The 25,802-nt window shown below is 47.7% G+C and carries 37 protein-coding genes; 1 reads left to right on the top strand and 36 read right to left on the bottom strand.

All coding sequences use genetic code 11. From position 1 onward, the window contains the following. Positions 1-75: 75 nt before the first annotated feature. Positions 76-1,266: a glycosyltransferase family 4 protein gene (locus NDA03_RS10410; RefSeq protein WP_190529477.1), complete on the top strand. Its 1,191-nt coding sequence runs from the start codon at positions 76-78 to the stop codon at positions 1,264-1,266. On the opposite strand, the gene NDA03_RS10405 is transcribed toward NDA03_RS10410, so the two are convergent. From NDA03_RS10405 to rplD, 36 genes are all read right to left on the bottom strand, one after another. Beyond that, positions 1,259-2,224 carry a peptidase gene (locus NDA03_RS10405; protein ID WP_348237973.1) on the bottom strand — a complete coding sequence of 322 codons (966 nt, stop codon included), beginning with the start codon at positions 2,222-2,224 and terminating at the stop codon, positions 1,259-1,261. The two genes, NDA03_RS10410 and NDA03_RS10405, sit on opposite strands and share 8 nt — an antisense overlap. Positions 2,225-2,247: 23 nt before the next feature. Then, positions 2,248-2,481 (bottom strand): preprotein translocase subunit SecG, encoded by a 234-nt coding sequence (secG, locus tag NDA03_RS10400; RefSeq protein ID WP_190411866.1) that lies wholly within the window; start codon positions 2,479-2,481, stop codon positions 2,248-2,250. A 111-nt stretch (positions 2,482-2,592) separates the two neighbouring features. Further along, positions 2,593-4,191, bottom strand: a complete 1,599-nt coding sequence (gene gpmI / locus NDA03_RS10395) for a 2,3-bisphosphoglycerate-independent phosphoglycerate mutase (protein ID WP_348237972.1) — start codon at positions 4,189-4,191, stop codon at positions 2,593-2,595. Positions 4,192-4,661: 470 nt separating this feature from the next. Beyond that, positions 4,662-4,838, bottom strand: coding sequence for a hypothetical protein (locus NDA03_RS10390; protein WP_348237971.1), 177 nt, complete (start codon positions 4,836-4,838; stop codon positions 4,662-4,664). 303 nt (positions 4,839-5,141) lie between these two features. Beyond that, positions 5,142-6,836 carry an ABC-F family ATP-binding cassette domain-containing protein gene (locus NDA03_RS10385; protein ID WP_348237970.1) on the bottom strand — a complete coding sequence of 565 codons (1,695 nt, stop codon included), beginning with the start codon at positions 6,834-6,836 and terminating at the stop codon, positions 5,142-5,144. Between the two features lie 395 nt (positions 6,837-7,231). Beyond that, positions 7,232-7,729, bottom strand: coding sequence for a hypothetical protein (locus NDA03_RS10380; RefSeq protein WP_348237969.1), 498 nt, complete (start codon positions 7,727-7,729; stop codon positions 7,232-7,234). A 573-nt stretch (positions 7,730-8,302) separates the two neighbouring features. Further along, on the bottom strand, positions 8,303-9,415 hold the full coding sequence (gene prfA / locus NDA03_RS10375) for a peptide chain release factor 1 (RefSeq protein ID WP_190426507.1): 1,113 nt from the start codon (positions 9,413-9,415) through the stop codon (positions 8,303-8,305). Positions 9,416-9,508: 93 nt separating this feature from the next. Further along, on the bottom strand, positions 9,509-9,763 hold the full coding sequence (rpmE, locus tag NDA03_RS10370; protein WP_190529471.1) for a 50S ribosomal protein L31: 255 nt from the start codon (positions 9,761-9,763) through the stop codon (positions 9,509-9,511). Positions 9,764-9,876: 113 nt separating this feature from the next. Continuing rightward, entirely contained in the window at positions 9,877-10,290 is a 414-nt protein-coding gene (gene rpsI, locus NDA03_RS10365) for a 30S ribosomal protein S9 (RefSeq protein WP_190411873.1), read from the bottom strand. Continuing rightward, a complete protein-coding gene (gene rplM / locus NDA03_RS10360) occupies positions 10,290-10,745 on the bottom strand; it encodes a 50S ribosomal protein L13 (RefSeq protein WP_190411874.1) in 456 nt (151 codons plus the stop codon). Before rplM ends, rpsI begins: the two co-directional genes overlap by 1 nt. Before the next feature lie 101 nt (positions 10,746-10,846). Next, positions 10,847-11,695: a tRNA pseudouridine(38-40) synthase TruA gene (gene truA / locus NDA03_RS10355; protein WP_190529469.1), complete on the bottom strand. Its 849-nt coding sequence runs from the start codon at positions 11,693-11,695 to the stop codon at positions 10,847-10,849. Positions 11,696-11,753: 58 nt separating this feature from the next. Next, positions 11,754-12,104: a 50S ribosomal protein L17 gene (gene rplQ / locus NDA03_RS10350; protein WP_190411876.1), complete on the bottom strand. Its 351-nt coding sequence runs from the start codon at positions 12,102-12,104 to the stop codon at positions 11,754-11,756. Between the two features lie 107 nt (positions 12,105-12,211). After that, positions 12,212-13,180: a DNA-directed RNA polymerase subunit alpha gene (locus NDA03_RS10345; protein WP_190411877.1), complete on the bottom strand. Its 969-nt coding sequence runs from the start codon at positions 13,178-13,180 to the stop codon at positions 12,212-12,214. Between the two features lie 135 nt (positions 13,181-13,315). Further along, positions 13,316-13,711: a 30S ribosomal protein S11 gene (gene rpsK, locus NDA03_RS10340; protein WP_190411878.1), complete on the bottom strand. Its 396-nt coding sequence runs from the start codon at positions 13,709-13,711 to the stop codon at positions 13,316-13,318. A gap of 117 nt (positions 13,712-13,828) precedes the next feature. After that, the gene (rpsM, locus tag NDA03_RS10335; RefSeq protein ID WP_190411879.1) at positions 13,829-14,212 is read right to left on the bottom strand and encodes a 30S ribosomal protein S13; all 384 of its coding nucleotides are present in this window, start codon (positions 14,210-14,212) and stop codon (positions 13,829-13,831) included. 61 nt (positions 14,213-14,273) lie between these two features. Beyond that, positions 14,274-14,387: a 50S ribosomal protein L36 gene (rpmJ, locus tag NDA03_RS10330; RefSeq protein ID WP_071782548.1), complete on the bottom strand. Its 114-nt coding sequence runs from the start codon at positions 14,385-14,387 to the stop codon at positions 14,274-14,276. A gap of 127 nt (positions 14,388-14,514) precedes the next feature. Further along, a complete protein-coding gene (infA, locus tag NDA03_RS10325) occupies positions 14,515-14,742 on the bottom strand; it encodes a translation initiation factor IF-1 (RefSeq protein ID WP_015203280.1) in 228 nt (75 codons plus the stop codon). 194 nt (positions 14,743-14,936) lie between these two features. Then, positions 14,937-15,503, bottom strand: a complete 567-nt coding sequence (locus NDA03_RS10320; protein WP_190425621.1) for an adenylate kinase — start codon at positions 15,501-15,503, stop codon at positions 14,937-14,939. Next, on the bottom strand, positions 15,503-16,843 hold the full coding sequence (gene secY, locus NDA03_RS10315; RefSeq protein WP_190411881.1) for a preprotein translocase subunit SecY: 1,341 nt from the start codon (positions 16,841-16,843) through the stop codon (positions 15,503-15,505). The genes NDA03_RS10320 and secY overlap by 1 nt, the downstream gene beginning before the upstream one ends. Positions 16,844-16,891: 48 nt before the next feature. Continuing rightward, positions 16,892-17,356, bottom strand: coding sequence for a 50S ribosomal protein L15 (gene rplO, locus NDA03_RS10310; protein WP_190529467.1), 465 nt, complete (start codon positions 17,354-17,356; stop codon positions 16,892-16,894). A 140-nt stretch (positions 17,357-17,496) separates the two neighbouring features. Beyond that, the gene (gene rpsE, locus NDA03_RS10305) at positions 17,497-18,021 is read right to left on the bottom strand and encodes a 30S ribosomal protein S5 (protein WP_190411883.1); all 525 of its coding nucleotides are present in this window, start codon (positions 18,019-18,021) and stop codon (positions 17,497-17,499) included. A gap of 132 nt (positions 18,022-18,153) precedes the next feature. After that, positions 18,154-18,516: a 50S ribosomal protein L18 gene (gene rplR, locus NDA03_RS10300; RefSeq protein ID WP_190411884.1), complete on the bottom strand. Its 363-nt coding sequence runs from the start codon at positions 18,514-18,516 to the stop codon at positions 18,154-18,156. A gap of 2 nt (positions 18,517-18,518) precedes the next feature. Then, entirely contained in the window at positions 18,519-19,058 is a 540-nt protein-coding gene (rplF, locus tag NDA03_RS10295) for a 50S ribosomal protein L6 (protein ID WP_190411885.1), read from the bottom strand. A 154-nt stretch (positions 19,059-19,212) separates the two neighbouring features. Next, on the bottom strand, positions 19,213-19,614 hold the full coding sequence (gene rpsH, locus NDA03_RS10290; protein WP_190411886.1) for a 30S ribosomal protein S8: 402 nt from the start codon (positions 19,612-19,614) through the stop codon (positions 19,213-19,215). Between the two features lie 24 nt (positions 19,615-19,638). Beyond that, a complete protein-coding gene (rplE, locus tag NDA03_RS10285) occupies positions 19,639-20,184 on the bottom strand; it encodes a 50S ribosomal protein L5 (RefSeq protein ID WP_190411887.1) in 546 nt (181 codons plus the stop codon). 80 nt (positions 20,185-20,264) lie between these two features. Continuing rightward, complete coding sequence (rplX, locus tag NDA03_RS10280) at positions 20,265-20,633, bottom strand: 50S ribosomal protein L24 (protein WP_242028859.1); 369 nt, start codon at positions 20,631-20,633, stop codon at positions 20,265-20,267. Further along, on the bottom strand, positions 20,633-21,001 hold the full coding sequence (rplN, locus tag NDA03_RS10275) for a 50S ribosomal protein L14 (protein ID WP_190411889.1): 369 nt from the start codon (positions 20,999-21,001) through the stop codon (positions 20,633-20,635). Before rplN ends, rplX begins: the two co-directional genes overlap by 1 nt. Positions 21,002-21,225: 224 nt before the next feature. After that, positions 21,226-21,474, bottom strand: a complete 249-nt coding sequence (gene rpsQ / locus NDA03_RS10270) for a 30S ribosomal protein S17 (protein WP_190411890.1) — start codon at positions 21,472-21,474, stop codon at positions 21,226-21,228. Positions 21,475-21,480: 6 nt separating this feature from the next. Then, entirely contained in the window at positions 21,481-21,723 is a 243-nt protein-coding gene (gene rpmC, locus NDA03_RS10265; protein ID WP_190411891.1) for a 50S ribosomal protein L29, read from the bottom strand. Between the two features lie 3 nt (positions 21,724-21,726). Further along, positions 21,727-22,149: a 50S ribosomal protein L16 gene (rplP, locus tag NDA03_RS10260; protein WP_190411892.1), complete on the bottom strand. Its 423-nt coding sequence runs from the start codon at positions 22,147-22,149 to the stop codon at positions 21,727-21,729. Positions 22,150-22,253: 104 nt separating this feature from the next. Next, the gene (gene rpsC / locus NDA03_RS10255; RefSeq protein WP_190411893.1) at positions 22,254-22,982 is read right to left on the bottom strand and encodes a 30S ribosomal protein S3; all 729 of its coding nucleotides are present in this window, start codon (positions 22,980-22,982) and stop codon (positions 22,254-22,256) included. Positions 22,983-23,068: 86 nt separating this feature from the next. Then, complete coding sequence (rplV, locus tag NDA03_RS10250) at positions 23,069-23,431, bottom strand: 50S ribosomal protein L22 (RefSeq protein WP_190411894.1); 363 nt, start codon at positions 23,429-23,431, stop codon at positions 23,069-23,071. Between the two features lie 66 nt (positions 23,432-23,497). After that, positions 23,498-23,773, bottom strand: a complete 276-nt coding sequence (rpsS, locus tag NDA03_RS10245) for a 30S ribosomal protein S19 (RefSeq protein WP_190411895.1) — start codon at positions 23,771-23,773, stop codon at positions 23,498-23,500. Between the two features lie 91 nt (positions 23,774-23,864). Beyond that, positions 23,865-24,728: a 50S ribosomal protein L2 gene (gene rplB / locus NDA03_RS10240; RefSeq protein WP_190411896.1), complete on the bottom strand. Its 864-nt coding sequence runs from the start codon at positions 24,726-24,728 to the stop codon at positions 23,865-23,867. 116 nt (positions 24,729-24,844) lie between these two features. After that, positions 24,845-25,147 carry a 50S ribosomal protein L23 gene (locus tag NDA03_RS10235; protein WP_190411897.1) on the bottom strand — a complete coding sequence of 101 codons (303 nt, stop codon included), beginning with the start codon at positions 25,145-25,147 and terminating at the stop codon, positions 24,845-24,847. Further along, positions 25,134-25,772, bottom strand: coding sequence for a 50S ribosomal protein L4 (gene rplD, locus NDA03_RS10230; RefSeq protein WP_190411898.1), 639 nt, complete (start codon positions 25,770-25,772; stop codon positions 25,134-25,136). The genes NDA03_RS10235 and rplD overlap by 14 nt, the downstream gene beginning before the upstream one ends. Positions 25,773-25,802: the final 30 nt, after the last annotated feature.

Raw genomic sequence — 25,802 nt, 5'->3', positions numbered from 1 at the left:
AGTTTTGAATGACGAGTTTTGAATGATTAACTCATAACTCAAAACTCAAAACTAAAAACTCAAAACTCTTAGAAAATGCACATAGCCTGGCTCGGAAAAAAATCACCCTTTTGCGGCAATGTCACCTACAGTCGAGAAGTTACGAATGCGTTGTTAGACCAGGGCCATCGAGTTAGCTTTCTCCACTTTGCCCAAGACGAAGAATCTGACCTCCAGGCTTGGCCTGGATGTGAAGAAGTGTCTCTACCTTTCCTGTACAAGTCCCAGGTTTATACGATTCCCACCCTGAGATCGAGAAAGGTTTTGACGCAATCGCTTGAAGAGCTAAAGCCAGACCTGGTGCATGCCTCGCTCACTTTATCACCCCTAGATTTCCTACTGCCGGAAATCTGCGAAGAACTGAATTTACCCCTGGTTTCCACCTTCCATACCCCTTTTGACGGGAAGCGACGAAATCTCAAATCAGGGACTCAGCTTTTGACTTATCAGCTGTATGCACCTTTCCTGGCGTATTACGACCGAACGGTTATCTTTTCTCAAGTTCAGCGGGATTTACTCGCACGATTGGGAGTGGCAGCATCAAAGGTAGCTGTGATTCCGAATGGCGTTGATGTCCAGAAGTATTGTCCAGGGCCTTCTAACATCAAATCTGAATTAAACGCTAAGCGCCTCTTTGTCTACCAGGGTCGAATTGCTACCGAAAAAAATGTGGAAGCAATGCTCCGAGCCTGGAAAGAGTCAGAAATGGGGCCAGAGTGTAAATTATTAATTGTCGGCGACGGGCCGATGAAGCCCTCTTTAGAGCCTTTTTACGACTCAGAATACGGCATCATCTGGTGGGGAACCGAACCGGATGAGCAACGGCGAATCGAAATTTTGCGGGGAGCTGATGTGTTTATTCTGCCTTCTCTGGTGGAAGGACTTTCACTTTCCCTACTAGAAGCAATGGCTTGTGGCGTCGCCTGTGTAGCAACTGATGCTGGTGCTGATGGTGAAGTTTTGGAGGGGAATCCATTAGAGGGAGACGCTGGGATAATTCTCAGAACTCAAGGGGTTGCGGGGCAGTTGCGAACTCTACTGCCTGTGTTACGAGGCAACCCGGAGTTTACGCAGCGACTGGGACAAAAAGCGATCGCAAGGGTTTTAGAGCGATACACCCTCAGCCGCAACATCGAGCAATTAGTAAAACTTTATACTGAGTTGCTACAGGAACGGCGAGTCCAGTTGAGTGATTGGCGTTATCCAGGGAGAACGAAAATCAGCTAGTCATCCTTCTCAAGGAGTAATCGCGTATTGTTTTATTCGCCACTACTCTAAGCTGAAGCTGGCTTTGGGTGGCATTGGACAAAGGCCATCCCAGTCGCGTTGGCTGCTCGTAGATCCGCTTGAGGGTGTTAATATCTCTCGAAGAAATCTGGGGAGGATTACGCACCTGGGAAAAATACAGGGCGTCTGTTTCTAAAGGACTGTGCCCCCAGATACCTAGTGCGTGACCTAGTTCGTGACGGGCAGCGGATTGAATATAGTCGCCGGTTTGAGTTGGACTCAATTGGATCGTAAATCGATGGGATAGTACAGATGGCGTGCCCGTCGCTGGGTTGAGGTAGAATTCATAGCGGGTTTCAGCAGAACGAGCGCGAGGCAGGTGAAATTCCCCGGTGCGGCGGTTAAAGGATGGCTTGAGGGGAGGAAGCGATCGCACGATCTTGATATCAGCTATCTCTGACTGCTCGACCACTTGGAGGGGCAAATAAACGCGCCATTCCTGCACAGCTTTTAACACAGCACTTGCCCACTGTTGGCTGGCGGTGGAAGTTTCTGGCATCTCTACGAACACCTTAACCGGAAACTGCGACCAAACCAGATAGCCAACGGGGGTAGGCTTCACCTGAGAGAAGTAATCACCACTGTTGCTGGTATCTTGCCATTGCAACAGTGTCGGTGGTAAGACGTGCGCTTGGAGTGTCGGTAAGGAGGTTGCTGATAGCGGGCGTGACCCTTCAGACGCCCAAACATCACCCGCATCCACCACCCGAAAATGGGCTAAAACCGCCAATAAGCAAGTAGCGATCGCGATCCCCACCCGAATGAATCGTTTTGAGTTTTGAAAAGAGTTTGGATACCACAGGCGGTTCTGTAGGCTTCGTTTAAGAGTTTGAAAGTTTGAGGGTTTCGCCTTTTTTACTTTCCCACTTTTCTCCTTTTTCCACTCAAAAATCATCATTTATCATGCGTCACGATTTGATGCTATTGCCATAACCGATCCATGCTCAAAATTACCGACAAACCCAGAAAGATGACAGTGAATATCCAGGTTACTCGGTTTAGGGCTGTTTCTGCACTTCTAGTGCTGGTAAACAATTGAGCCTGTCCGCCAATCCCCCCAATTCCGTCTCCTTTAGGACTATGTAGCAGCACTAAAACAATCAGAATTGCGGAAGAAACCGCCCATATAATTTGCAGGATGCTATATAGATTCATAGTTGGTTGTTCGGTGTCAGTTTTTAAGAATTGTGAATTGCGGATCGTTAAGAGCTAACCGCTAAGCATCAGAAAGATGCAATGAGTCATTAGCTATTAGCTCCTAGCACTTTACAGAGAAACTCGCACGGGTGTGCGATTGGCGCGGACATCAAATTCCAGAGGAACCAGCATCGAACGACCTGTCATCTCTACTGGCTGTGGCAGCTTTAAGATTTCCAGAATCGTCGGTGCAATGTCCGACAAACGTCCATCACTTCGCAAAGTCACTTCAGTCCCATAGCCGGGAATTTTTAACCCTTCCCCTTCCACCAGGATAAAGGGCACAGGGTTCGTTGTGTGAGCCGTCCAAGGGTTGCCTTCTTTATCCTGCATATATTCAGCGTTCCCGTGGTCGGCAATGATGATCGCCGTACCACCCGCCTTATTGATGCTTTCTAGAAGGCGTCCCAAACATCGGTCTACCGTTTCCAGTGCTTGAATGGTGGGTTCCATCTGACCTGTATGCCCCACCATGTCTGGGTTGGCGTAGTTGATGACCATGAAGGAGTAAATGCGTTTTTCAACGGCAGCGATCGCTACATCCGTCGCCGCTGCTGCTGACATCTCCGGTGCTTGGTCATAGGTTGGAACCATTGGACTCGGTACCAGTTCCCGATCTTCCCCTTCAAAAGGCTGTTCCCGACCGCCGTTGAAGAAATAAGTAACGTGAGCGTATTTTTCGGTTTCAGCAGTCCGAAACTGGCGCAGTCCCCGACTGGCAATGACTTCTCCCAGGATGTTACTCAAGTTCTGGGGTTCAAAAGCCACCAAAACTGGTAAATTCGGTTCGTACTGAGTAAAAGTAACAAAGCTCAGTGGCTCGATATGCTGTCGTTCGAACCTCTTAAAGCCTGGAGACACGAAGGCTTGGGTAAGTTGTCTGGATCTATCAGGTCGGAAGTTAAAGAAAATCACACCATCCCCCGCTTCTATAGCTCCAGGAGCAATTCGGGTTGGGATGATAAATTCATCTGTGACATTTTCAGCATAGGAAGCCTGCAAAACTTCTTGCGCCGAGCGACCATCTTCTAACCCATCCTGAGTCATCACATCGTAGGCGCGTTTCACCCGATCCCACCGCTGGTCTCGATCCATTGCGTAGTAGCGACCGCTGAGGGTGACAATGCGCCCGACCCCAATCTGGTCAATGTGGTCTTGAATCTTCTGAATTGCCTCTATCCCCTCGTGGGGATAGGTATCGCGTCCATCTGCGATCGCGTGGATACAAACTGAGGGAATCTCTTGCGCTTTCGCTAAATCTAGTAATCCTAGAAGATGCGCCAGATGAGAATGCACCCCACCTTCGGAACAAAGCCCAACTAGGTGAAGCTTACCACCCCGGCTCTTGACTTCCTGACAGACTTGCACCAGTGCAGGATTGCTCAGTAAACTACCGTCTTCCACGGCGTCTGAAATACGAACTAATTCTTGCGGTACAACCCGACCAGCACCAATGTTGAGATGGCCTACTTCTGAGTTACCCATCTGACCTTCTGGCAACCCTACAGCCTTGCCGGAGGTATAGATGAGTGTGTGGGGATAGACTTCCCAGAGGCTATCCATCACAGGTGTGTTAGCGGCGGCTATGGCGTTGCCATCGGTTTCTTCGCGGTACCCCCAGCCGTCTAGAATGACTAGCACCACGGGAGAGACAGGTGCTTGCGCCATACTCAATTGCCCTTTGTTTTCAGTAATTTCTCCGTCATGATATCATCGCCCTTTGTACTCGCAGTGTTATTTTTAGTAGCTTCTGCTAGCTTTTTTAGTTTTTTTGCCAGGGACAGCACAGCAATTCTCTCTAGCTCGGATGACTATTTTGTTACAGGGTTCTGAAGACAGTCCTGGTAGGAAGCGATCGCTAAAAGTATGTAAGGGAGCGCTACTCCCTTGATGACAACCGCTTGACGCACTTGCAAGATCAGTAGGCGTCAAGCTTACACATCGCCTAGTCTGCCACGATGCGTTGGTCTTCCCCGGTTGTTGTGTCTGTTAAACCATCTAACCCGCACTAGCAAACAAGTCTAATAAGGTACAGGCTTTGCAAGCAGGCTTTTTGGCTTTAAGAACAGATCGACCGTGATATGTCAAGAAAACGAAACAATTCCCGATTCTTGCTGGAGCGTAGAGTGGTTTCTAACTCAGCGGGATCTGCCAAGAGCGATCGCGATCGCATTGAGAAACCAGCGATACAGTTCTGCGGTGACTTGGTTAGCTAGCTCGTCGGTGCCTTGAGCCGCCATAGTTACAGCCAGCAGCAGATGCACAGGCGGTTCGTAATTGAGATGACAAGGAAAGTCTGCATAAAGCGGCTTCAAAGGCTCCGGGATTTCTAAGGCTTGTTGCTGGTTGTTCGCCAGGTCGAGGAAAGTGGCACGATTTCCTCCAGCGATGGAAGCTTAGTCTTTTTATTATAACTTGCATCTACCTAAAGTAAGACTTTTGGAAACTTAGAAAGCCCACCCTAAGCGCCGTACCTTTTTAGCTCTCAAGAACGCAATAAGCAAGGGTTTAAACCTATCTTTATTGCCAAAGGAACGTCAGCAGTGGTGAGACTACTGCTGACGTTCCTTTGCAACGATTCTTTACGTTCTCTGCATTTAAAAAACGACTTCTAGACTTTATTTGCGTTTGCTAGATTCCTTAGCAGCTTTTGCAGCTTTCTTAGCAGCTTTATCAGCAGCGATCGCCTCTAATCTTGCCTGCTCTTTTTCTTCAGCAATTTTGTCTAGATAGTAATGGTAATCTCCTCGATACAGGCGGAATTCGCCGTCACGGATCTCGACAATTTTATTGGCAACTTTGGAAATAAAATATCGGTCGTGGGAGACTAAAATTACCGTACCTTCGTAGTTTTGGATTGCCTCTTCCAACATTTCTTTAGCCGGAATATCCAAGTGGTTAGTAGGCTCGTCCAAAATCATTAAATTAACTGGGCGCAAAAGCATTTTTGCTAACGCCAGACGAGCCTTTTCACCCCCACTAAGAGCCTCAACTTTTTTAAATACGGTGTCACCGCTGAACAAAAAGCGCCCTAGAAGTGTCCGAACTTCCTCGTTTTTCCATTCAGGTACTTCATCATGGATAGTTTCCATGACAGTTCTAGACAGATCCAACGCTTCCGCCTGATTTTGCTCGAAGTAGCCAGGAATAACGTTGTGAGCGCCTAATTGCACTGAACCTTCAGTAGGTTTTTCCATGCCCATAATTAGACGCAACAAGGTAGATTTTCCAGCTCCATTCGGGCCGAGAAAGGCAATGCGATCGCCTCGTTCCATTAGTAGATTCGCATCTAAAAATAGAATTTTTTCGTCGTAAGTATGTACCAAATTCTGAATTTCTACTACCTCGCGACCACTGCGGGGAGCGTCAGGAAAGCGGAAGCGCAGGGTTCGTAATCCCCCAGTCGGCGCTTCAATCCGTTCGATTTTTTCTAGTTGTTTCTCACGGCTTTTCGCTTGGGTGCTGCGAGTAGCACTGGCACGGAAACGGTCAACAAAGACTTGCTGCTTTTCTAGTTCTTTTTGCTGGCGTTCGTAGGCGCTAAGTTGGGCTTCTTGGTTTTCCGCTTTTTGTTGTAAATAAGAAGAATAGTTGCCTAAGTAGGTGGTAGAAACGCCGCGTTCTGTTTCTACAATTTGGGTGCAAAGACGGTCGAGAAATTCTCGGTCGTGCGATACTATCACGATTGGAGTCTTCAGCCCTTTGAGGTAGGTTTCCAGCCACTCAATGGTTTCTAGATCCAGGTGGTTCGTCGGTTCATCCAGTAGTAATAAATCGGGTTTTTGGAGTAAGATTTTGCCCAAACTCATCCGCATTTGCCAGCCACCGCTGAAAGCGCTAACGAGGCGATCGCCATCTTCTGGCGCAAACCCCATTTCTGGCAACATCTTCTCAATCCGTGCATCTAACCCATAGCCATCCAACGCTTCAAATTGCCGCTGTAGCCGATCCAATTTGTGGATCAGGCGGTCTAATTCCTCTGGATTCGCAGTTTCCATTTCTCTCGGCACCTGCGCTAGAGCGTGCTGTACTTCGTTGGCTTCTTTAAAAACCGTCCAAAGTTCTTCTCGCACAGTGCGCGTCGGATCTACCTCAAATTCTTGAGTCAGATAGGCAATGTGCAAATTTGCAGGACGAATCACTTCCCCAGCAGTGGGTTCCATTTCCCCTGCAATAATTTTGAGCTGAGTCGATTTTCCGGCACCGTTAACGCCGACTAAGCCAATGCGATCGCCCGGTTTGACTTCCCAGTTGACATCCTTGAGAACTTCGCCGGTGGGATAAATTTTACTGATATGTTCAAGTCGTAACATCAAGAGTCTCCAAGGATGCTGGGGGAATGAGCGAATTATTTGACGGATGTCGGTTGGTATTGCCAGTAAGTCCGTCAGGCGATCGCGAGAGTCCAGTTTATCTTAACAAAATTTAATTCTAAAATCGGAATTGGCAACTGTTGGAAGGCAAGTTGAAAATCCGACAGCGCGATCGCCTTTCTCTAGGTGTACTGAGTGGAAAGCTGATTTTAGATTACATAAGTCCTTCTTCTCGTCTATGACTTCAGGCGCTTTTGTTATCACCTGCTCAGAGCAAATAACAACTACTAGTAGTCCTTGATTCAGGAAAGCGATCAAAGATTGGTAAATCTTCTCCAGCCTCAAATTTCCCAAATAGTCAGTTGTATTTAATTTTTCCCGCACGCTTACTCACATTAGCGATCGCCTCTGGGAGGTGGCCCATCCCGCACTTCAATCAGCTCTTCGATGGATTTCCCTACGATTCGTGCAATTGGTCCTAGCTGATTATCGTTAATGTCTTTTCCTAGGAAAATTTCCTTCAGCTCTTTCCAAGACAATCGATAAGAATCGCAAAATCGGGCAAATTCTTTATCGCTAATATCAAGTTCATCTTGTCTATCCCTTAATAGCAGGGCAACCGCCGCCGATCCATATTTAGGGCGTTCGGTACTTGCAATATATTTTTTCATTAGAAGATCGACTCTACTCGTATCGCCCCCCGCCTCAGTTATCAAGTCAAAACAAGCCATTTTGAGAGCTTTGCGTAGCCGTTCATCTTCATTGAGAAAGTCAACGATTCGGAGTGCATATTCTGATTTTATAAATCCAACGACTGCTCCTTTATAGTAAATTGGAGAATAGGGATCGTTTGGATCGTAATTCCAATCCGAAGCTTGATTATTGTTTGGCATCTCGGTACCTCTGGTCAACGCTATTTATACAAGCCTTTAGAACGGTTTTTTTAAGGAATTTACAAGAGTCTATTTTTACATTGATTTACTTAAACATAGAGTTAGAGAACCTTGACTTAATAGTGTTATTAATAATACATGAGGAATTATTGATATCTCTCTAATAAGAATAAAATACAAGAAAAAAAGGCATTTGGACAGTTTGATTTATCCTAGTCTCACTTCCAATCCACATAGATAGAGGAAAAGTTAGCTCTTTTTTAGGTAAGGGCGATCGCTATTCCAATTTTCGAGCAACACAGCAGGGTCTAACCGTTCCTTAGCTAATTTTGCCAGAATTTCAGCCTGCGGATAGTGATATAGGAGGCAAAACCGCTGATGTTGAAGCGATCGCGTCTAAGAGCAGGTTTGTTAATTTTCCAGCATTCGCTGGCAGGCTGAGTTTCCCTGATTATGGGCAATTTACTAGAGATGATCTGGATAAAAATAAAAACCCAGCCGTTTATACGTCGGCTGGGTTCAGGATGGCAAAAACGCGATTAATCGTATCTGTCGATACATTTAGCGCTCATCTTAATTAAGCGACTCAGCGTTGGTAGTGGAAGCGGCTAATTCTGCCAAGCGTTCTTGCTGATCTTGAGAAATACAAGCCTGAATAATATGTTCTAGGTCGCCTTGCAGAACTGGGTTAAGGCTGTAATTCTGACCCAGGCGATGGTCGGTGACGCGGTTATCTTTGTAATTGTAAGTACGAATTTTTTCCGAACGGGAGCCAGTACCTACCTGAGAACGCCGCATGGAGGTCACAGCTTCCTGCTGTTCGCGCAGCTTCATTTCGTAAAGCTTGGCACGGAGGATTTGCATCGCGCGTTCTTTGTTTTGCAACTGCGATCGCTCTTCCGTACAAAAAATCCGAATCCCCGTCGGCTTGTGGAACAAGTCGGCAGCAGTTTCTACCTTGTTCACATTTTGACCGCCAGCACCGCCAGAGCGAGCTGTACTCATTTCAATATCCTTCGGGTCAATGTGTATCTCTACATCATCCACCTCTGGCATCACCGCCACTGTTGCCGTTGAGGTGTGAACCCTCCCTCCAGCTTCCGTCACTGGCACTCGTTGTACCCGATGAACGCCTGCTTCAAATTTCAGTTGGCTGTAAACGTTGTCGCCTTGGATTTCCAAGATGGCTTCTTTAAAACCACCCGACTCTGCCCGCGACTCGCTGAGTAACTTAATCTTCCAGTTTTGAGTTTGGGCATAGTACGAGTACATCCGCACCAAATCTCCAGCCCAGATACTCGCCTCATCTCCACCTGTACCCGCGCGAATTTCCAACATGATGTTTTTGTCATCATTAGGATCGCGGGGCAAAAGTAAAATCTTGAGGCGTGTTTCCAAATGCTCAAGCTTGCTTTCCAGTTCTTCCACTTCCAAGGCTGCCATTTCCTGCAACTCAGGATCGCTGGCAGATTCCTTCTGTACCAGTTTTGCTCCTACCAAGTTTTGCTGAGTGGTTTTCCAGCTTTCATAGGTATTAACAACGTCCTCCAATGAGGAACGAGCTTTTGCCACCCGTTGATACTCATCTGGATTGGAGGCGGTATCTGGATCTGCCAGTCGGCGAGTTAACTCATTAAAGGTTTGCTCAACGGAATTTAATTTTTCCAGCAGGTATGTTTCAGCCATAGGAAATGCGATCGCTCCACAAAAACAGCAGGAAAGCTTATCATCAATAACTTCGACCCAACAGGCGGGTCTCGCTACGAGCAAGCCGACCCGCTACTTTTTGCCTTGGGAACCCGAATCATCACCTTGGGGTTGGGTAGTTTCCAACATTCCATATTTCCGCATGAAGCGCTCTACCCGACCTTCGGTGTCAATAATTTTCTGGGTTCCAGTGTAAAAGGGGTGGTTCCCCGACCAAACATCAACGTGAAGTTCTGGCTGTGTTGAGCCAACGGTCATTACCACTTCTCCGTTGCAGTAAACTTTTGCTTCTGGATACCACTCTGGATGAATTCCTTGTCTTGCCATGATTACTCCTCGACTGGGTAATGTCCCTATATAATTCTAGCTTTCCAGCATCAGCGAGTGCGAGGCAGACCTCGCACCTACCATCGATAACCAACTCAAATGCGATCGCTTTTTTATCGCTTCGAGTACTGCGGAGCCTTCCGGGCTTTGTGCAAGCCGTATTTCTTCCGCTCTTTCGCTCTGGGATCGCGGGTTAAGTAGCCTTCGCTTTTCAGCGGTTGGCGATTGTCCGGGTCGAGTTGGCACAAGGCTCTCGCTACTCCCAAACGAATCGAATCAGCTTGCCCCGTTAATCCACCACCGTGGGCTTTCACCAGAATGTCATACTCATTTTCCAGACCCAGAGTTTCCAGGGGGGCTTTTGCCGCTGACATATAAGCCGGTTGGTAATTGAAGTAATTGTCGCCCGGTCGGTCATTGACAATCATTTGACCGCTTCCGGGAACCAGGCGAACTCTTGCTACGGACGACTTCCGGCGACCTGTTCCCCAATAAACGACTCGACCACTTTGTTCTACTGCTTGCATTAATTTTCTCCTCCTGGAATTGTTTGAATTTTGAGTTCCTGGGGCTGTTGAGATTCATGGGGATGGGATGGTCCCGGATAAACTTTCAGCTTGGTGAACAGTTGTTTCCCTAGAGAACTCTTGGGCAACATCCCGCGCACGGCGTGTTCGATAATCCGCTCTGGGATACGGCCCTGTAGCTTAGCAAAGGTTTCCGTCTTCATTCCGCCCGGACGTCCAGAATGTTTCCGGTAGAGCTTTTGAGTGCGTTTTTTTCCGGTGACTACCACTTTTTCGGCATTGACGACGATCACGAAATCGCCGGTATCCAGATGGGGAGTAAAGGTAGGCTTGTTTTTGCCTCTGAGAATCATGGCAATTTCACTCGCCAGACGACCCAGCCGCTGCTCTGCGGCATCAACGACGTACCAATTGCGTTCGATGGAATCTTGAGATGGGATGGGGGTTTTGTTCATGGTTCTTTTTATACGCTTCAAGGGGTGAGTCAAAAGTTGGTAAGTTGGAGCTTTGAATGTTGAAGAACCTTGTAACCTTCAACCTTCTCATCTTCAAGCTTTCAACTTAGGCAATATTCGGCGGTGACAGTCGGCAAGACCAACTTAGGCTGGGTGTCAAACCAGACTTCCGGGGGAAAGGGAAACTCTGGGTAGCCAACTCGCAACAGGCACAAGCCTTTAGCGGGCGCAGAGTACTTTACTTCGTGACGACGCTGGTTTACCCACAACTCGGTGAAGCTTTCTGGCGATCGCTCTCCCTTTCCTACCTGCACCAGTAATCCCACCAGCAGCCGCACCATGCCATACAAAAATCCGTTGGCTTGAATCTCAATATGAATAAATGAGCCGTCTCGGTAGCACTCTGCCGCCTGCACATCCACCCAGGAATGCGATCGCGCCGAATTTGCCCTGTGAAAAGCAGCCAAATGATGGCTACCTATCAAAGGGGTTAAAGCTGCCTGGATGAGAGATTCATCTAGCGGTGCATAATAATAATGCCAACTGAAGGGCTGCACAAACAAGTTTGGCTTGGGATCTGTATAGAGCGTGTATCGATACCGACGCCAGCTCGCAGAAAACCGAGCGTGCCAATTTGAACCTACAGCCGCTGAGGCTCGAATCAGAATATCATCGGGCAGATGAGAATTAAGAATCGCAGCCCATTTCTCAGCCGGAATGGGACCCGTAGCCTCAAAGTGTGCCACTTGTGCTGCTGCATGCACACCGCTATCAGTGCGCCCCGCACCGTGTAGAGTAACAGGTCGTTCCTGCACCTTAGACAGAACTGTTTCAATCTCTTCCTGCACGGTGCGCCCATTAGGTTGTCGCTGCCAGCCATGAAAATGAGTGCCCAGGTATTGGATTACCAGGGCAACTCGCTGGGTTGATAATGGCATGGCTTGTAACATGATGAGCTTTGAGTAGTGAGTAATGAGTTTTGAATTCTCTCAGTCCTCAGTCCTCACGTTAAACCAGCTCGATGATTGCCATTTCAGCATTATCACCCCGACGTGGCACAGTTCGCAGGATACGGGTGTATCCCCCGTTGCGTTCGCCGTAACGGCTAGCGGCTTGCTCAAACAGGGCATGAACCAACTGTTTGTCATAAATGTAGCCCATGGCTTGCCTGCGGGCTGCCAGAGAGCCGTCCTTTGCCAGAGTAATCATTTTTTCCACTTCCGGGCGCAGCGCCTTAGCACGCGTCTTTGTGGTTGTGATTCGGCCCTGACGGATTAATTCGGTTGTCAGCGCCCTTAACAGCGCTCGACGCTGGTCGGCAGGCTTACCTAGTTTTGGAATACGACGACAGTGACGCATAACGATTTTGAATTGCTAATTGGGAATTGGTAACTGCTAATGGGTACTCGGTGAAGAAGTAATGGGTAATCGGTAATTAATTCTACCTATTACCATTACTCTTTACTTCAAGTTGTTTTCGCAGCCTTTTCGTGAGGCAGGGTAATTCCTAGTCGCCGCTGTAAGGCTTCGATGACTTCTTCTGCCGACTTTTGACCAAAGTTTTTAATCTCTAGTAGATCCTCTTGGCTGTAATCCAGCAAGTCAGCTACAGAGTTAATTTGCGCTCGCTTGAGACAGTTGTATGCCCTCACCGAAAGCTGCAATTCTTCGATTGGGATCTGGCTGGTAGGATCTTCATCATCGGCATAGTCTACCGTCATCGGATCGAGGGTGATATCTTTCAGGGGATTGAACAAATCCACCAGAATACTTGCCGCTTGAGAAAGTGCCTCTTGGGGACTGAGGCTGCCATTCGTCCAGATTTCAAGGATTAGTCGGTCTCTTTCCAGAGAACCGTCAATCCGGGCATCTTCAATGCTGTAGTTAACTTTATGCACGGGCATAAACACAGCGTCAATCTGGAGGAAGTCTAAAGCAGCAGTGTCATCTCGTCCCCGGTCTACGGCGCGATATCCCTTTCCTCGTTCGATGCGGAATTCCATTTCCAACCTAGCGTCGTCTGCTAGGGTAGCAACGTATTGATTAGGATCGACCACCTCAACTTCAGAGGGTAAATCAAATCGTCCGGCTGTCACCGTTGCTGGGCCTGTGACAGTTAATCGAGCAATTTGGGGATGGGAGGAGTGACTTTTGAGTACAATGTCCTTCATGTTCAGCAGAATTTCTAGGACATCCTCCCGAACTCCCTCAACTGTGGCAAACTCATGATTAACCCCAGCAATCCGAACAGCTGTCACGGCTGTCCCTTCTAAATTAGACAGTAGAACCCGCCTCAGTGCATTGCCGACGGTGGTACCTTGACCCCGTTCTAGAGGCTCCAGGACAAATTTGCTATATTGGCTCCGATTATTCTCAGTTTTGGACTCTACACACTCAATTTGAAACTGCGCCACGGAGTGACCTCCCTTCTTCATAAAACCCCTGGAAAGAACGCTAGAAGCTCTTCCCTAGCATTGCCCCTACTGTCTCAATGCCAATTTAGCAGTTAGCTGTTTGCCACTTGCTGCTAATTACGAATTGCTTTGACAGCGATCGCTGTCAAAGCAATTCTAGACTCGACGTCGCTTGGGCGGACGGCAGCCATTGTGGGGGATTGGCGTCACATCTCGAATTAAGGTAATTTCTAGCCCCGCCCCTTGCAGCGCTCGAATCGCGGTTTCTCGACCAGCTCCTGGACCGCTAACCATGACTTCAATTTGACGCATCCCCTGATCGGTCGCTCGGCGAGCCGCGCTTTCAGCTGCGGTTTGCGCTGCAAAAGGAGTTCCTTTTTTCGCTCCTTTAAAGCCACTTGAGCCAGCTGAAGCCCAGGAGAGGACGTCTCCATTCGTGTCAGAAATCGTGACAATCGTGTTGTTAAAAGTAGACTGGATGAAGGCTACGCCATTAGGTACGTTGCGTTTTTGTTTTTTCGGACCTGTTTTTTTTGTTGGTTGTCGCGCCATGTGGATCTAGTTGACAGTAGTTATAATGGGTTGGCTGAATTGGTTGGTCAATTTTGCTTTTAGCAAATGAACGAAATCCAAGCCTCTGCTTTTAGCTTTTCAGCTAGCAGAAGAAGGTTATTTCGGCCCTGGTGCCTTTCTCTTGCCTGCGACTGTGAGACGTCTACCGCGACGGGTTCGCGCATTTGTACGAGTTCGTTGACCCCGTACTGGCAAGCCCATTCGATGACGCCGACCCCGGTAGGTGCCAATGTCAATCAGGCGCTTGATGTTCATCGCCTCCCAGCGTCTGAGATCCCCTTCAATTTGATAGTTGCTTTCCACTGCTTCGCGCAGAGCAGCAACGTCGGAATCGCTTAAGTCTTTTACTCTTGTGTCTGGATTAACTTTGGATGCTGCCAAAATTTCTTTGGAGCGCGAGAGTCCAATTCCATAAATGTAAGTCAGACCAATTTCTACGCGTTTATCGCGAGGAAGGTCTACCCCAGCAATCCGTGCCACGCTTGTTGTCTCCCTAGTCTTGCTTTTAGTGCTATAAACTTGTCCTGAGGATCGGGTTGAGTTAACCTTGGCGTTGCTTGTGTTTTGGGTTAGAACAAATCACCATGACTCGACCGCGCCGCCGAATGACGCGGCATTTTTCACAAATTTTTCGGACTGATGCTCGAACTTTCATGCCTATTTTGGCTACATTGCAAGCTCTACATTATATCACTTTTTAAGTGTATTTAAAAGTTCATCTAATTGATGAAGTTTTTCATAACACAAGCTTTTAAAAACGAGCGAGTCGCTTTTTTTGGCAACTACTTTTTGTTGCGTAGCCGGTAAGTTATTCTGCCTTTGGTTAGGTCGTATGGGGTGAGTTCCACTTTGACGCGATCACCCGGTAGAATCTTGATGTAATTCCGGCGGATTTTCCCGGAAATATGGGCTAATACATTAAACCCATTGTCTAAATCAACGCGAAACATTGCATTAGGCAGGGATTCTGTTACCGTGCCTTCCATTTCAATTAAATCTTGTTTAGCCAAGTTATCCTTTTCCTCAATTCTTCAGCTTGCCTACTGTCATTCACAGCTCATTCCCCTGACTGACAGTCAAGGTCTTATTAACATATTTTATCAAAAATTTACTTCATCAGGTTGGGGGTCAGTCCCAGCCGCCTGTCGGAAAGTAGATTGGCAACGAACTGACCCCTGACATTGGGAGATCGCACCCGCTCCTGTCAAGAATGAACAACTTGTTTGAGTGCGGAAGTAACTTCCTCTAGAGAGCGATCGCCATCAATTGAAACCAACTGTTGGCGCTGCTTGTAGAAATCAATTAGCGGAGCCGTTTGGTTGCGATAAACTTCCAAACGATGACGAATGACTTCTTCTGTATCATCTGTTCGTCCTTGCTTGCGACCTCGTTCCAGCATCCGATCTACCAAAACTTCGTCCGCAACTTCCAGATTGAGAACGTAATCGGAGACTTGGTCTAATTTTTGCAACAATTCATCCAGAAAAGTTGCCTGAGAGACGTTACGGGGGAAACCATCTAAAATCCAACCAGGTTGGGCATCTGTTTGGGTCAAGCGATCGCGCACCAAATCCAATATCAAAGCATCGGGAACCAACTCACCTCGATCCATATAGGACTTCGCCTTCAAACCGAGTTCAGTTCCAGCCGCCTTGGCATTTCTCAAGATATCACCCGTGGAAACATGAGGAATTTCCAGCTCTTGAGCGAGGATATGTGCCTGAGTTCCCTTCCCCGCTCCTGGCGGCCCCAAAAAAATCAATCGCGTCACTACTGCTTCACCATTCCTTCATAGCGCTGGGAAATGACATAGGTTTGGATTTGCTTTGCTGTATCAATTGCCACGCCCACCAAAATCAGCAAAGAAGTAGCTCCCAGCCCTTGAAAAGTTGTAATGCCGGTGGCTCTTTCTACAATTGTGGGCACAATTGCCACTAATCCCAAAAAGATAGCGCCTAAGAAAGTTAGCCGATTCAAAACTCCTTCCACGTAATCGCTAGTAGCCCGACCTGGACGGATGCCAGGTATGCTGGCTCCCATCTTTTTCAAGTTCTGTGATAAATCCACAGGATTTACAATCAAAGATGCGTAAAAGTAGCTGAAAAACAGAATCAAGATCAGATAAACAACCTCATAAACTCCGGGCGTCTGACTATTGGGATTTAGAGCATTCGCAACTTGATTGAGAACTTGATGTATTTGACTCAAGACCGGATTATTGCCCGTATTTTGAGTCATCTGAGCTAGGAAACCTGGGAAAATTAGAACGGAAGAGGCAAAAATGATCGGCATAACTCCACCCTGGTTCAGCCGCAAAGGCAGGTAGCTCGTCCTTTCCCGGTAGAGTCGTTTACCTACCTGTCGGCGTGCCGAAATAATCGGAATCCGCCTGGTTCCCTCCTGGACAAACACAATTCCCAAGATCATGACTAGGAAAACTAGCAGCAGAATGATCACGGGTCCCACATTGCGATTGTCAACCTGGGCATAATTAATAGTTTGCCCAAGCGATTTAGGTAGAACTGCAACAATATTGATGAAAATCAACAAAGAAGCACCGTTACCAACCCCTCGCTCCGTAATCAGCTCTGACACCCACATAACAAACATTGAACCAGCGGTTAGAGCAAGTGCAGTCTCCGCGATAAACAGGGGTCCCCGAACGTTTGTTGCATAGCGTTCAAGCCATACCGCAATGAAGCTAGTTTGAATCAAAGCCCCTCCCAGCGCTACATAGCGAGTAATCTGAGAGATTTTTCGCCTTCCAGCTTCTCCTTCATCCTTCTGCAATTTTTCCAAAGAAGGAATGGCAGCTGTTAGTAATTGGATAATGATGGAGGCATTGATATAGGGCAAAATCCCTAGAGCAAAAATCCCCAAGGCGGTAATTCCGCCCCCAGAGAAGATGTCCAGAAATCCAATTAATTGGTTATTTTGAATATCTTGAGCAAACCTAGCCCGGTCAATTCCCGGTACTGGCAAAAAGATGCCAATGCGAACTAAAATCAGCAAGCCGATGGTGAGAAGCAGCCGACCTCTAAGACCGGCTGCTTGAGCCATCTGTGCAAAGGTTTCCTGAGCAGTTGGGCTTTTGTCTCGACTAACGACCATGTAAGGAATACCTCAACGATGAGCAAGAGACGCTGGCATGCAATATGCTTAACCCTTATGGGCACGGGCAGCAACAACTTCACAACTGCCACCAGCGGCTTCAATCTTGCTACGAGCCGAGCCAGTGAAAGCTGCTGCTTTTACGTTCAGAGCCACATTCAGTTCACCGTCACCGAGGATTTTCAGAGAACCATGATTTGCGGTGAGAATGCCAGACTCCATCAATGAGTCTAGAGTCACTTCCGTGTTAGCAGGGAGTGATGCCAGCTTACTTACGTTGATCGTAGTGTATTGCTTACGATTAATGACCGTAAAGTGCTTTAACTTAGGCAGACGACGGTACAGTGGCATTTGTCCGCCTTCAAATCCGGGTCGTGTGCCCCGCCCCGATCTCGATTTTTGACCGCGCATCCCAAAGCCACCGCTGGCACCTTGACCAGCCGCTATGCCTCGTCCAATGCGTCGGCGGCGCTTCTTTGAGCCTTTTTTAGGAACTGCATCTTCTAATCTCATTCGCTTGACCTAGAGAATTGACGACTTAATTTTTTTGGGAAGCTTTTAGCTATTAGCTGTTAGTCTTTTGTTGTTTGTCCAAGATATTAAAGTTGCCTTTAAACTGAGAATCACTAATAGCTAATCGCTGATGGCTAAATTTAGGCGTAGAGATTTTCGATAGGAATCCCGCGTTCTTCAGCCACTTCAGAAAATGTACGCAAGGTGGAAAGAGCATTCACGGCAGCTCTAGCATTGTTCAAAGGGTTATTAGAACCCAGCTGTTTTGCCAAGATGTTACGCACACCTGCTAACTCCAGTACAGTACGTACAGCACCACCGGCAATAACACCCGTTCCTGGGGCTGCGGGTCGCATCATCACTTGGGCACCACCTCCGGCTCCGTTAATAGGATGGGGGATAGAATTTGCCTTGGTCAAGGGGATGTCAATTAAGTGTTTTTTGCCATCGGCAACGCCTTTACGAACAGCTCCAATTACATCACTTGCTTTGCCAACGCCGACGCCAACTTGACCGCGCTCATTGCCAATGACAACGATCGCGCGGAAGCTGAGTTTTTTACCGCCTTTGACGACCTTACTAACACGACGGATCTGGATCACCCGTTCTTGAAAGGTGATTTCTTTTTCCCGACGCGCAGAACTTTTCCGACGCTCTTTTGCCATAGTTTTATCCTGAACCTTGAGAGTGAAAGTAAAAACTAAAAATGTAAAAAGGCAAAAGAAAGAGAAATCAAAGGTAGAAATATAGAGATAAAAACTTCTTTCTTTTTACTTTTGCCTTTTGCATGCTTGTCTTTAGAAATCTAACCCAGCTTCGCGAGCAGCGTCTGCCAGGGCTTTGATTCGACCGTGATAAAGGTTGCCGCCTCGGTCAAAGACAACCCTTGAAATGCCTTGAGCGATCGCTCGCTGAGCAATTAACTTGCCTACCTCAACAGAGGCAGCACAGGAAGCTCCTGTTGTTAACTGTGATTTTAGATCCGGTTCCAAAGTTGAGGCACAGGCAAGAGTACGTTGTTGAGTGTCGTCAATTACCTGGACATAAATGTGCTGATTGGATCGAAAGACAGCTAACCGAGGACGCTCACTACTGCCATTTACCTTACGCCGCACCCGGTGATGCCGACGTTGAATTAGTTCTTTACGAGTTAGCTTCATCTTTACTTCTTACCTGCCTTTCCAGCTTTACGTCTTACGACTTCACCTGCATAGCGGATGCCTTTACCCTTGTAAACTTCCGGTGGACGGACAGCACGGATTCGAGCAGCGATATTTCCTACGATTTCTTTATCAATGCCGCTTACAACCACATTTGTGTTGTTTTCTACGGCCATTTGAACACCGTCGGGAGGTTCAATCTGAACTGGATGACTGTAACCCACGCTCAGAATCAGATTGCGACCTTGAACTGCCGCACGATAACCGACTCCCTGGATTTCTAGACGACGCTGAAATCCTTGGGAAACTCCATCGACCATGTTGGCAATCAGAGTACGAGAAAGACCGTGGCGTTGACGAGCTGCGCGAGATTCATCCCGCCGCTTGACCAAGATCGTTTCTCCCTCCTGCTCTATACTCACCTCAGATGGTAGAACCCTGGATAGTTCTCCTTTAGGCCCTTTCACTGCAACATGTTGCCCTTCGATCGAGACTTGTACCTTAGCAGGAATATTAATAGGGCGTTTGCCAATACGAGACATGACTTAATCCTCCTAATCAATTAGCCGTTAGCCGTTAGCTGTTAGCTGTTAGCTTTTGGTCTATCGGTGAGTCCGAAAGTCTGTGCTTTTCTAGGTTTTTGAAACCTACCAGCCAATCGAGCTAATAGCTAATAACTAATAGCTATTAGCTTATCTACCAGATGTAGCAAAGCACTTCTCCACCTACACCCTGACGCCGTGCTTCCCGGTCAGTCATAATGCCGCTGGAGGTAGAAATGATCGCAATTCCGATACCACCCAGCACGCGGGGTAGTTCTTTGCGGTTAGAGTAGACCCGCAGACCAGGTTTGCTGACCCGCTTCAAGGTATTAATAATCGGTTGACGGTTTTTGCCTTTGTACTTTAGAGAAATTAGCAAGTGTTGCTTAATCCCTTCGCCAACTTCTTCAAATTCAGCAATAAAGCCTTCCTCTCTGAGGACTTTGGCAATACTGCGAGTCATCTTTGTCGCTGGTATTTCTGTTGTTTGGTGCCGCGCCAGATTCGCATTCCGAATGCGAGTCAGCATATCTGAAATTGTGTCGTTTGCCGCCATTATTCCCTCCTTATTTTGACTGCCTCATTGATCCCGGAAAGGCATTCCCATTTCTTTTAGCAAGGCGCGGCCTTCTTCGTCGGTATTTGCTGTAGTAATAATGGAAATGTCCATGCCCCGAATTTGGTCGATGCTGTCGTATTCGATTTCTGGAAATATCAGCTGTTCTCTAATGCCTAGGCTGTAATTTCCCCGACCATCAAAGCTCTTGGGACTAATGCCGCGAAAGTCCCGAATCCGTGGCAAGGACAGGTTAATTAATCGGTCGAGAAAGGCATACATCCGATCCGCCCGCAGAGTCACCATCACGCCGACTGGCATCCCTTGGCGAAGTTTAAATCCAGCGATCGCCTTTTTCGCCCGCGTCACTACTGGTTTTTGACCCGTAATTTTGGCAATTTCAGCAAGGGAAGATTCCAACGCTTTAGCGTTGGTAGAAGCCTCACCTAGACCTCGATTAACCGTAACCTTTATGACTTTGGGTACCTGATGGGTATTCGTGTAATTAAACTGAGTCATCAGTTTAGGAACGATCGTATCTTGGTACAGCGTTTTCAGTTTTTGTGTCATTGTTTTTTCCTTAATATCCCTGGGCTTGGTCAGGGGAAATAGCAGTTAGTAATTAGCAATATGCTGTAACTAACAACTATTTAGTCAATAATTTCACCCGTTTTTTTGAGCATCCGCACTTTGCGTCCTTCTTCATTCAATGTGTAGCAAATGCGGCTGGCAATCTTTTGTTGAGCCGAGTAAAGCATCACGTTAGAGCTATGGATTGGTGCCTCTACTGTCACGATTTGACCGGATTCACCTTCTTGCTGAGGTTTAACGTGCTTGGTTTTAATGTTGATGCCTTTGACAATTACTCGACTTTCTTGGGGAAGCGTCCGCAAAATTTCACCAACCTTGCCTTTATCACGACCGGCAATCACTTGTACTGTGTCGCCTTTTTTGACATGCATTTTATAGCGCTGGGGAAGCTTCGTCCCGTTTCTTTTAGACTGTTTTTTTGCGGCCATTAGAGCACCTCCGGAGCTAGAGAAACAATTTTGGTGAAGTTTTTGTCGCGCAGCTCGCGTGCAACTGGCCCAAAAACGCGCGTCCCTCTAGGGTTGCCATCTGCGTTGATGATGACGGCGGCGTTATCATCGAAGCGAATACTCATACCGCTGTCCCGGCGCATATTTTTTCGGGTACGGACAATCACGGCTCGCACAACATCCGACTTTTTAACCGCCATATTGGGAATGGCATCTTTGACGACCGCAATGATTACGTCGCCAACACCGGCATAGCGTCGGCCACTGGCACCTAAGACGCGGATGCACATCAATTTACGAGCGCCGCTGTTGTCGGCGACATTAAGGTAAGATTGGGGCTGAATCATAGTTCTTAGCTTCGGATGCGTAAGTTTTGAATAATAGTTTTGAGCTGTAAGTTTTAAGTTTTAGCAAAAGAAAGAACGTAAGAAGTTTGATTTTTATTCCCGACATTCTTTCGTTAGATTTCCGCTTAAAACTTGTTACTGACGGGTTTACCTCATTAAATATCGGTGTCAAATCGAAATTTTCGATGAACCCGCCTTTACAAACTCAAAACTCATAACTTTACTTATTGAACCTCACGGTTGAGAATTTCAGCGACTGCCCATCGTTTGGTGCGGCTTAGAGGACGTGTTTCGGAAATCCGGACGCGATCGCCTACCTTGCACTGATTTTCTTCGTCGTGAGCTTTGTAACGCTTTGTCCGCACTACAATTTTTCCGTACTTAGGGTGCGGTGAGCGGTTCTCGACAGCAACCACTACGGTCTTTTGCATCTTGTCGCTGACGACCAAGCCAACTCGTTCTTTAACTGCCATTGGGGTCTACTCCTCGGATGTTGCATCTGGTTGTGGCTTTTGAGCCTTTGCAGCCCGTTGCCGCTCCCCTTCTACAGTTAGGAGCTGACCTAAACGATGCTTCGTATGCTTGAACTGATGTAACTTTTCCAAGCGTCGGGTTGCCTGTTGCAGCCGTAAATCAAACAGCTGACGCTTGACAGCTAAAATTTCTTCAGCCAGTTCTCGATCGCCTAAATTTCTGGCTTCTTCTATCTTGGGCAGAGCCATAACTCACACAGTCCCTTCTTCTTCACGAGTGATGAACTTCGTCTTAATTGGCAACTTGTGGGAAGCTAGACGCATCGCCTCCCTGGCGGTTTCTTCAGGAACCCCGGCAATCTCAAACAAGATCCGGCCTGGCTTCACGACAGCTACCCAAAATTCCGGCGAACCTTTACCAGAACCCATACGGGTTTCAGCAGGGCGCATTGTAACTGGTTTATCGGGGAAGATCCGAATCCAGATTTTTCCACCCCGACGGATGTAGCGGGTCATGGCTCGGCGGCTGGCTTCAATTTGACGGGAGGTAATCCAAGAAGGTTCTGTGGATTGGAGGCCAAAGTCACCGAAGTTTAGGCTACTGCCGCGAGTTGCCAAACCGTTCATCCGCCCGCGCTGCTGTTTGCGAAATTTTGTTCTTCTGGGACTTAACATGACTTGGTAATGGGTAATTGATAATTGGTAATTAGTAATTGGTAACTGGTAATTGGGCGTTTTCTTTTTGATTACCCATTACCGATTACCGATTACCTATCAACCTATTCATTAGAGCGGTCTTCAAATTGCTGGCGACGACGCTGTTGACGACGTCTAGGCTGAGCGTTGTTAGGAGCCGGAATTTCTTCCTGACCAGGAATCACTTCACCTTTGAAGATCCAAACTTTAACGCCAAGAATGCCGTAAATAGTTTTGGCAGTGCGGTAAGCGTAGTCAATGTTGGCTCGAAGAGTATGCAGAGGAACTCTGCCTTCCCTTGTCCACTCGGTTCGGGCAATTTCCGCCCCGTTTAACCGTCCGCTGACTTGTACTTTAATTCCCTGGACTTCAGCGCGTTGGGCACGTTGAATCGCCTGACGCACGACGCGCCGGAAGGAAACTCTTCGCTCTAACTGTTGAGCAATATACTCAGCAATCAGTCCGGCGTCGGCATCTACCCGTGCTACTTCGATCACGTTGATCCGAATTTGACGATTGCCACCGCCTAAAGCTTCTTGAAGATCGCCGCGTAATACTTCAATGCCAGTACCACCGCGACCTACCACAACACCCGGTCGAGCTGTGTGGATTTCTAAGTCAATTTGATCGGCTTTGCGCTCAATCCGTACTTGGGAGATACCAGCGTTACTGAGTTTTTTCTCTACGACCTGCCGAATAGTGTGGTCTTCTTGCAGGAGTTCTGGGTAGCGCTTAGCATCCGCAAACCAACGGGAGCGATGTTCTTGGGTAATCCCCAGCCGAAAACCAATTGGATGAATTTTCTGTCCCACGAATGCGTCCTCTTAAATCAGCTAATTGCTAATTGCTAATTGTTCAAAAGCTTGTTTCTGACAATTAGCGCTTAGCCAAAGTAGTGTTATTCATCTGCTGCTGCTTGTGCAACAGCTACGGTGATATGACACGTTGGTTTACGAATTTGATATGCACGACCTTGAGCGCGGGGTCGGAAGCGCTTCAAGGTTGAGCCTTGGTCGGCATAAGCCTTAGAAACCACTAATCTTGCAGGGTCTAAACCGGCATTATGTTCGGCATTGGCGGCTGCTGAGCGCAGTACCTTGCGGACGGGATCGCAAGCCCGATAGGGCATAAATTCCAGAACGATCAGTGCTTCCCGATAGGAGCGTCCCCGAATTTGGTCGAGAACCCGGCGCACCTTGTGGGGAGACATCCGGATGTATCGCGCGATCGCTTTCACTTCTTCTGTAGTATCAACTGCCATAGATTTCTCCCTTTTAATAATTTTGAATTTGGAATTCTGAATAATCTCAAAACCCAAACTTCAAAATTACCTCTTTGCCTTGGAATCTTTCGAGTGTCCCCGGAAGGTGCGAGTTGGAGCGAATTCTCCCAACTTATGCCCTACCATTTGCTCGGTGACGTAAACTGGCACGTGAGTCCGCCCGTTATGAACCGCAATGGTGTGACCTACCATCTGCGGTAATACAGTTGAAGCACGAGACCAAGTTTTAATAACCTGCTTATCGCCCCTAGCATTCAAATTTTCAATCTTTTTCAACAAATGGTCCGCAACAAAAGGACCTTTTTTAAGAGAACGACCCATAGTTCAAATAACCCCAATTACTTCTGGATTTTTGGATCTTGGATTTTGGATTTTGGACGTATTGCTAATCTAAAATCCAAAATCTAAAATCCTAGGACTCCCGACCGCCCCGACCTCGCTTAGAAGATTTGCGACGACGCCGGACAATTAATTTATTGCTTGGCTTGTTCCGCTTCCGGGTCTTAGCACCTAAAGTTGGCTTACCCCAAGGTGTGACTGGTCCACTTCTACCAATTGGTGCCCGTCCCTCACCACCACCATGTGGGTGATCGACTGGGTTCATGACACTGCCTCTTACCTTCGGACGGCGTCCTTTCCAGCGATTACGACCAGCTTTACCAGCACTCAAGTTGCGATGCTCAACATTGCCGACTTGTCCGATGGTAGCGTAGCACTCGCGGCGGATCATGCGGACTTCACCGGAGGGTAGCTTGATGGTGACATAGTCACCTTCTTTAGCGACTACTTGTGCAGTGGCACCAGCAGCGCGAACAATTTGCCCGCCCCGTCCAGCAGTCAGTTCTACGTTGTGAACGGCAGTTCCTAACGGAATTTTGCTTAATGGTAATGCGTTGCCAATTTCAATTGGGGCGTCTGGGCCAGCAGTGATAACTGTACCGACGGTTAAGCCGACTGGGTGAAGAATATACCGCTTTTCGCCATCCTGGTAATAAACCAGGGCAATCCGGGCATTACGATTTGGATCGTACTCAATGGTTGCCACTTTTGCCGGGATATTGCGCTTATCGCGGCGAAAATCGATTTCCCGATAGAGTTGTTTATGACCACCACCCCGACGGCGGCTAGTAATCACCCCACGATTGTTTCGACCTTTGGGGCGATGCTTTGTGTAGGTTAGTGACTTTTCCGGCTCACTCCGCGTAACTTCGGCAAAGTCCGAAATGGTAACTTGACGAGTACTGGGAGTATAAGGCCGATAAGAACGGATGCCCATAACTTAAAAAAGAGGTTTGAAGGTTGAAGTTTGAAGACGCTTGTAGGGCGGCTTTCCGTTGAGATGGTTGAAATTAGTTAAAATTTAAAATTTCAACTTTCCAACTTTCCAACTTATTAAACTTCTGGGAAGAGGGTAATGGTCTCTCCGCTTGCCAGAGTTACAATTGCTCGCTTGTACTGAGGCTTAAACCCTGCAAATTTGCCGACGCGACGCTTTTTGCGCGGTAGGCGAAGGGTGTTCACACTCACAACCTTTACTTTAAACAGGTCTTCAATTGCTGCTTTAATTTCTGGCTTAGTCGCTTTGGGAACAACTTCAAAGACATACTTGTTCTGCTCCATCAGCAGAGTTGCCTTTTCAGTTACGATCGGTCGATACACCAGATCCGCAAGTTCGCGGGGGTTATACTGACTCACTGTAAACCTCCTGAATTTTGGCAAGGGCGGATGGCGTTGTCACGATTTTGTCAGCTGCCAACAGGTCAAAGATATTCAATTGGGTGGCAGGGATGATCTTCATTTTGGCAACGTTCCGGGCTGACAAATAAACGTTTTCTTCCCGTTCAGCTAGGATCAGCAGGACTTTAGAATCTGGTTGGACGCCCCAACGTGCGATCGCTTCTACCAATTCTTTAGTCTTAGGCCGAGGCAACTTGTCAGCAAATTCCTCCACCACAATCATGTCTTCAGCTCGGCTAAAGAAGGCGGTTCTCAGTGCTAAACGCCGTTCCTTCCGGTTCATCTTTGTATCATAGTCTCTTGGCTTGGGACCAAAGATGACACCGCCGCCTCGCCACAGTGGTGAACGAATCGACCCAGCACGAGCGCGACCCGTCCCTTTTTGACGCCAAGGCTTACGACCTCCCCCCCTAACTTCCGCGCGGGTTTTGGTGCTGGCTGTGCCTTGACGAGCATTCGCCTGTTGCCTTACTAAGGCTCGGTGGACAATATGAGCCGCATTCTCTTCTTTAGCAACTTTTAATTCTAGAGTTGCCTGTCCGACCTCTTCCCCGTTCCAGTTTCGTACTACACAGTTAACCATATCCGTTGTCCTTTGTTCGTTGCTAATTGC

Origin of the sequence: Trichocoleus sp. Lan (assembly GCF_039961855.1) — a bacterium.
In the GTDB taxonomy this organism is placed as follows: Bacteria; Cyanobacteriota; Cyanobacteriia; order Cyanobacteriales; family FACHB-T130; genus FACHB-T130.
Note: the sequence above shows the minus strand (reverse complement) of the source record. Positions and strands in the feature narration are given on the sequence as shown.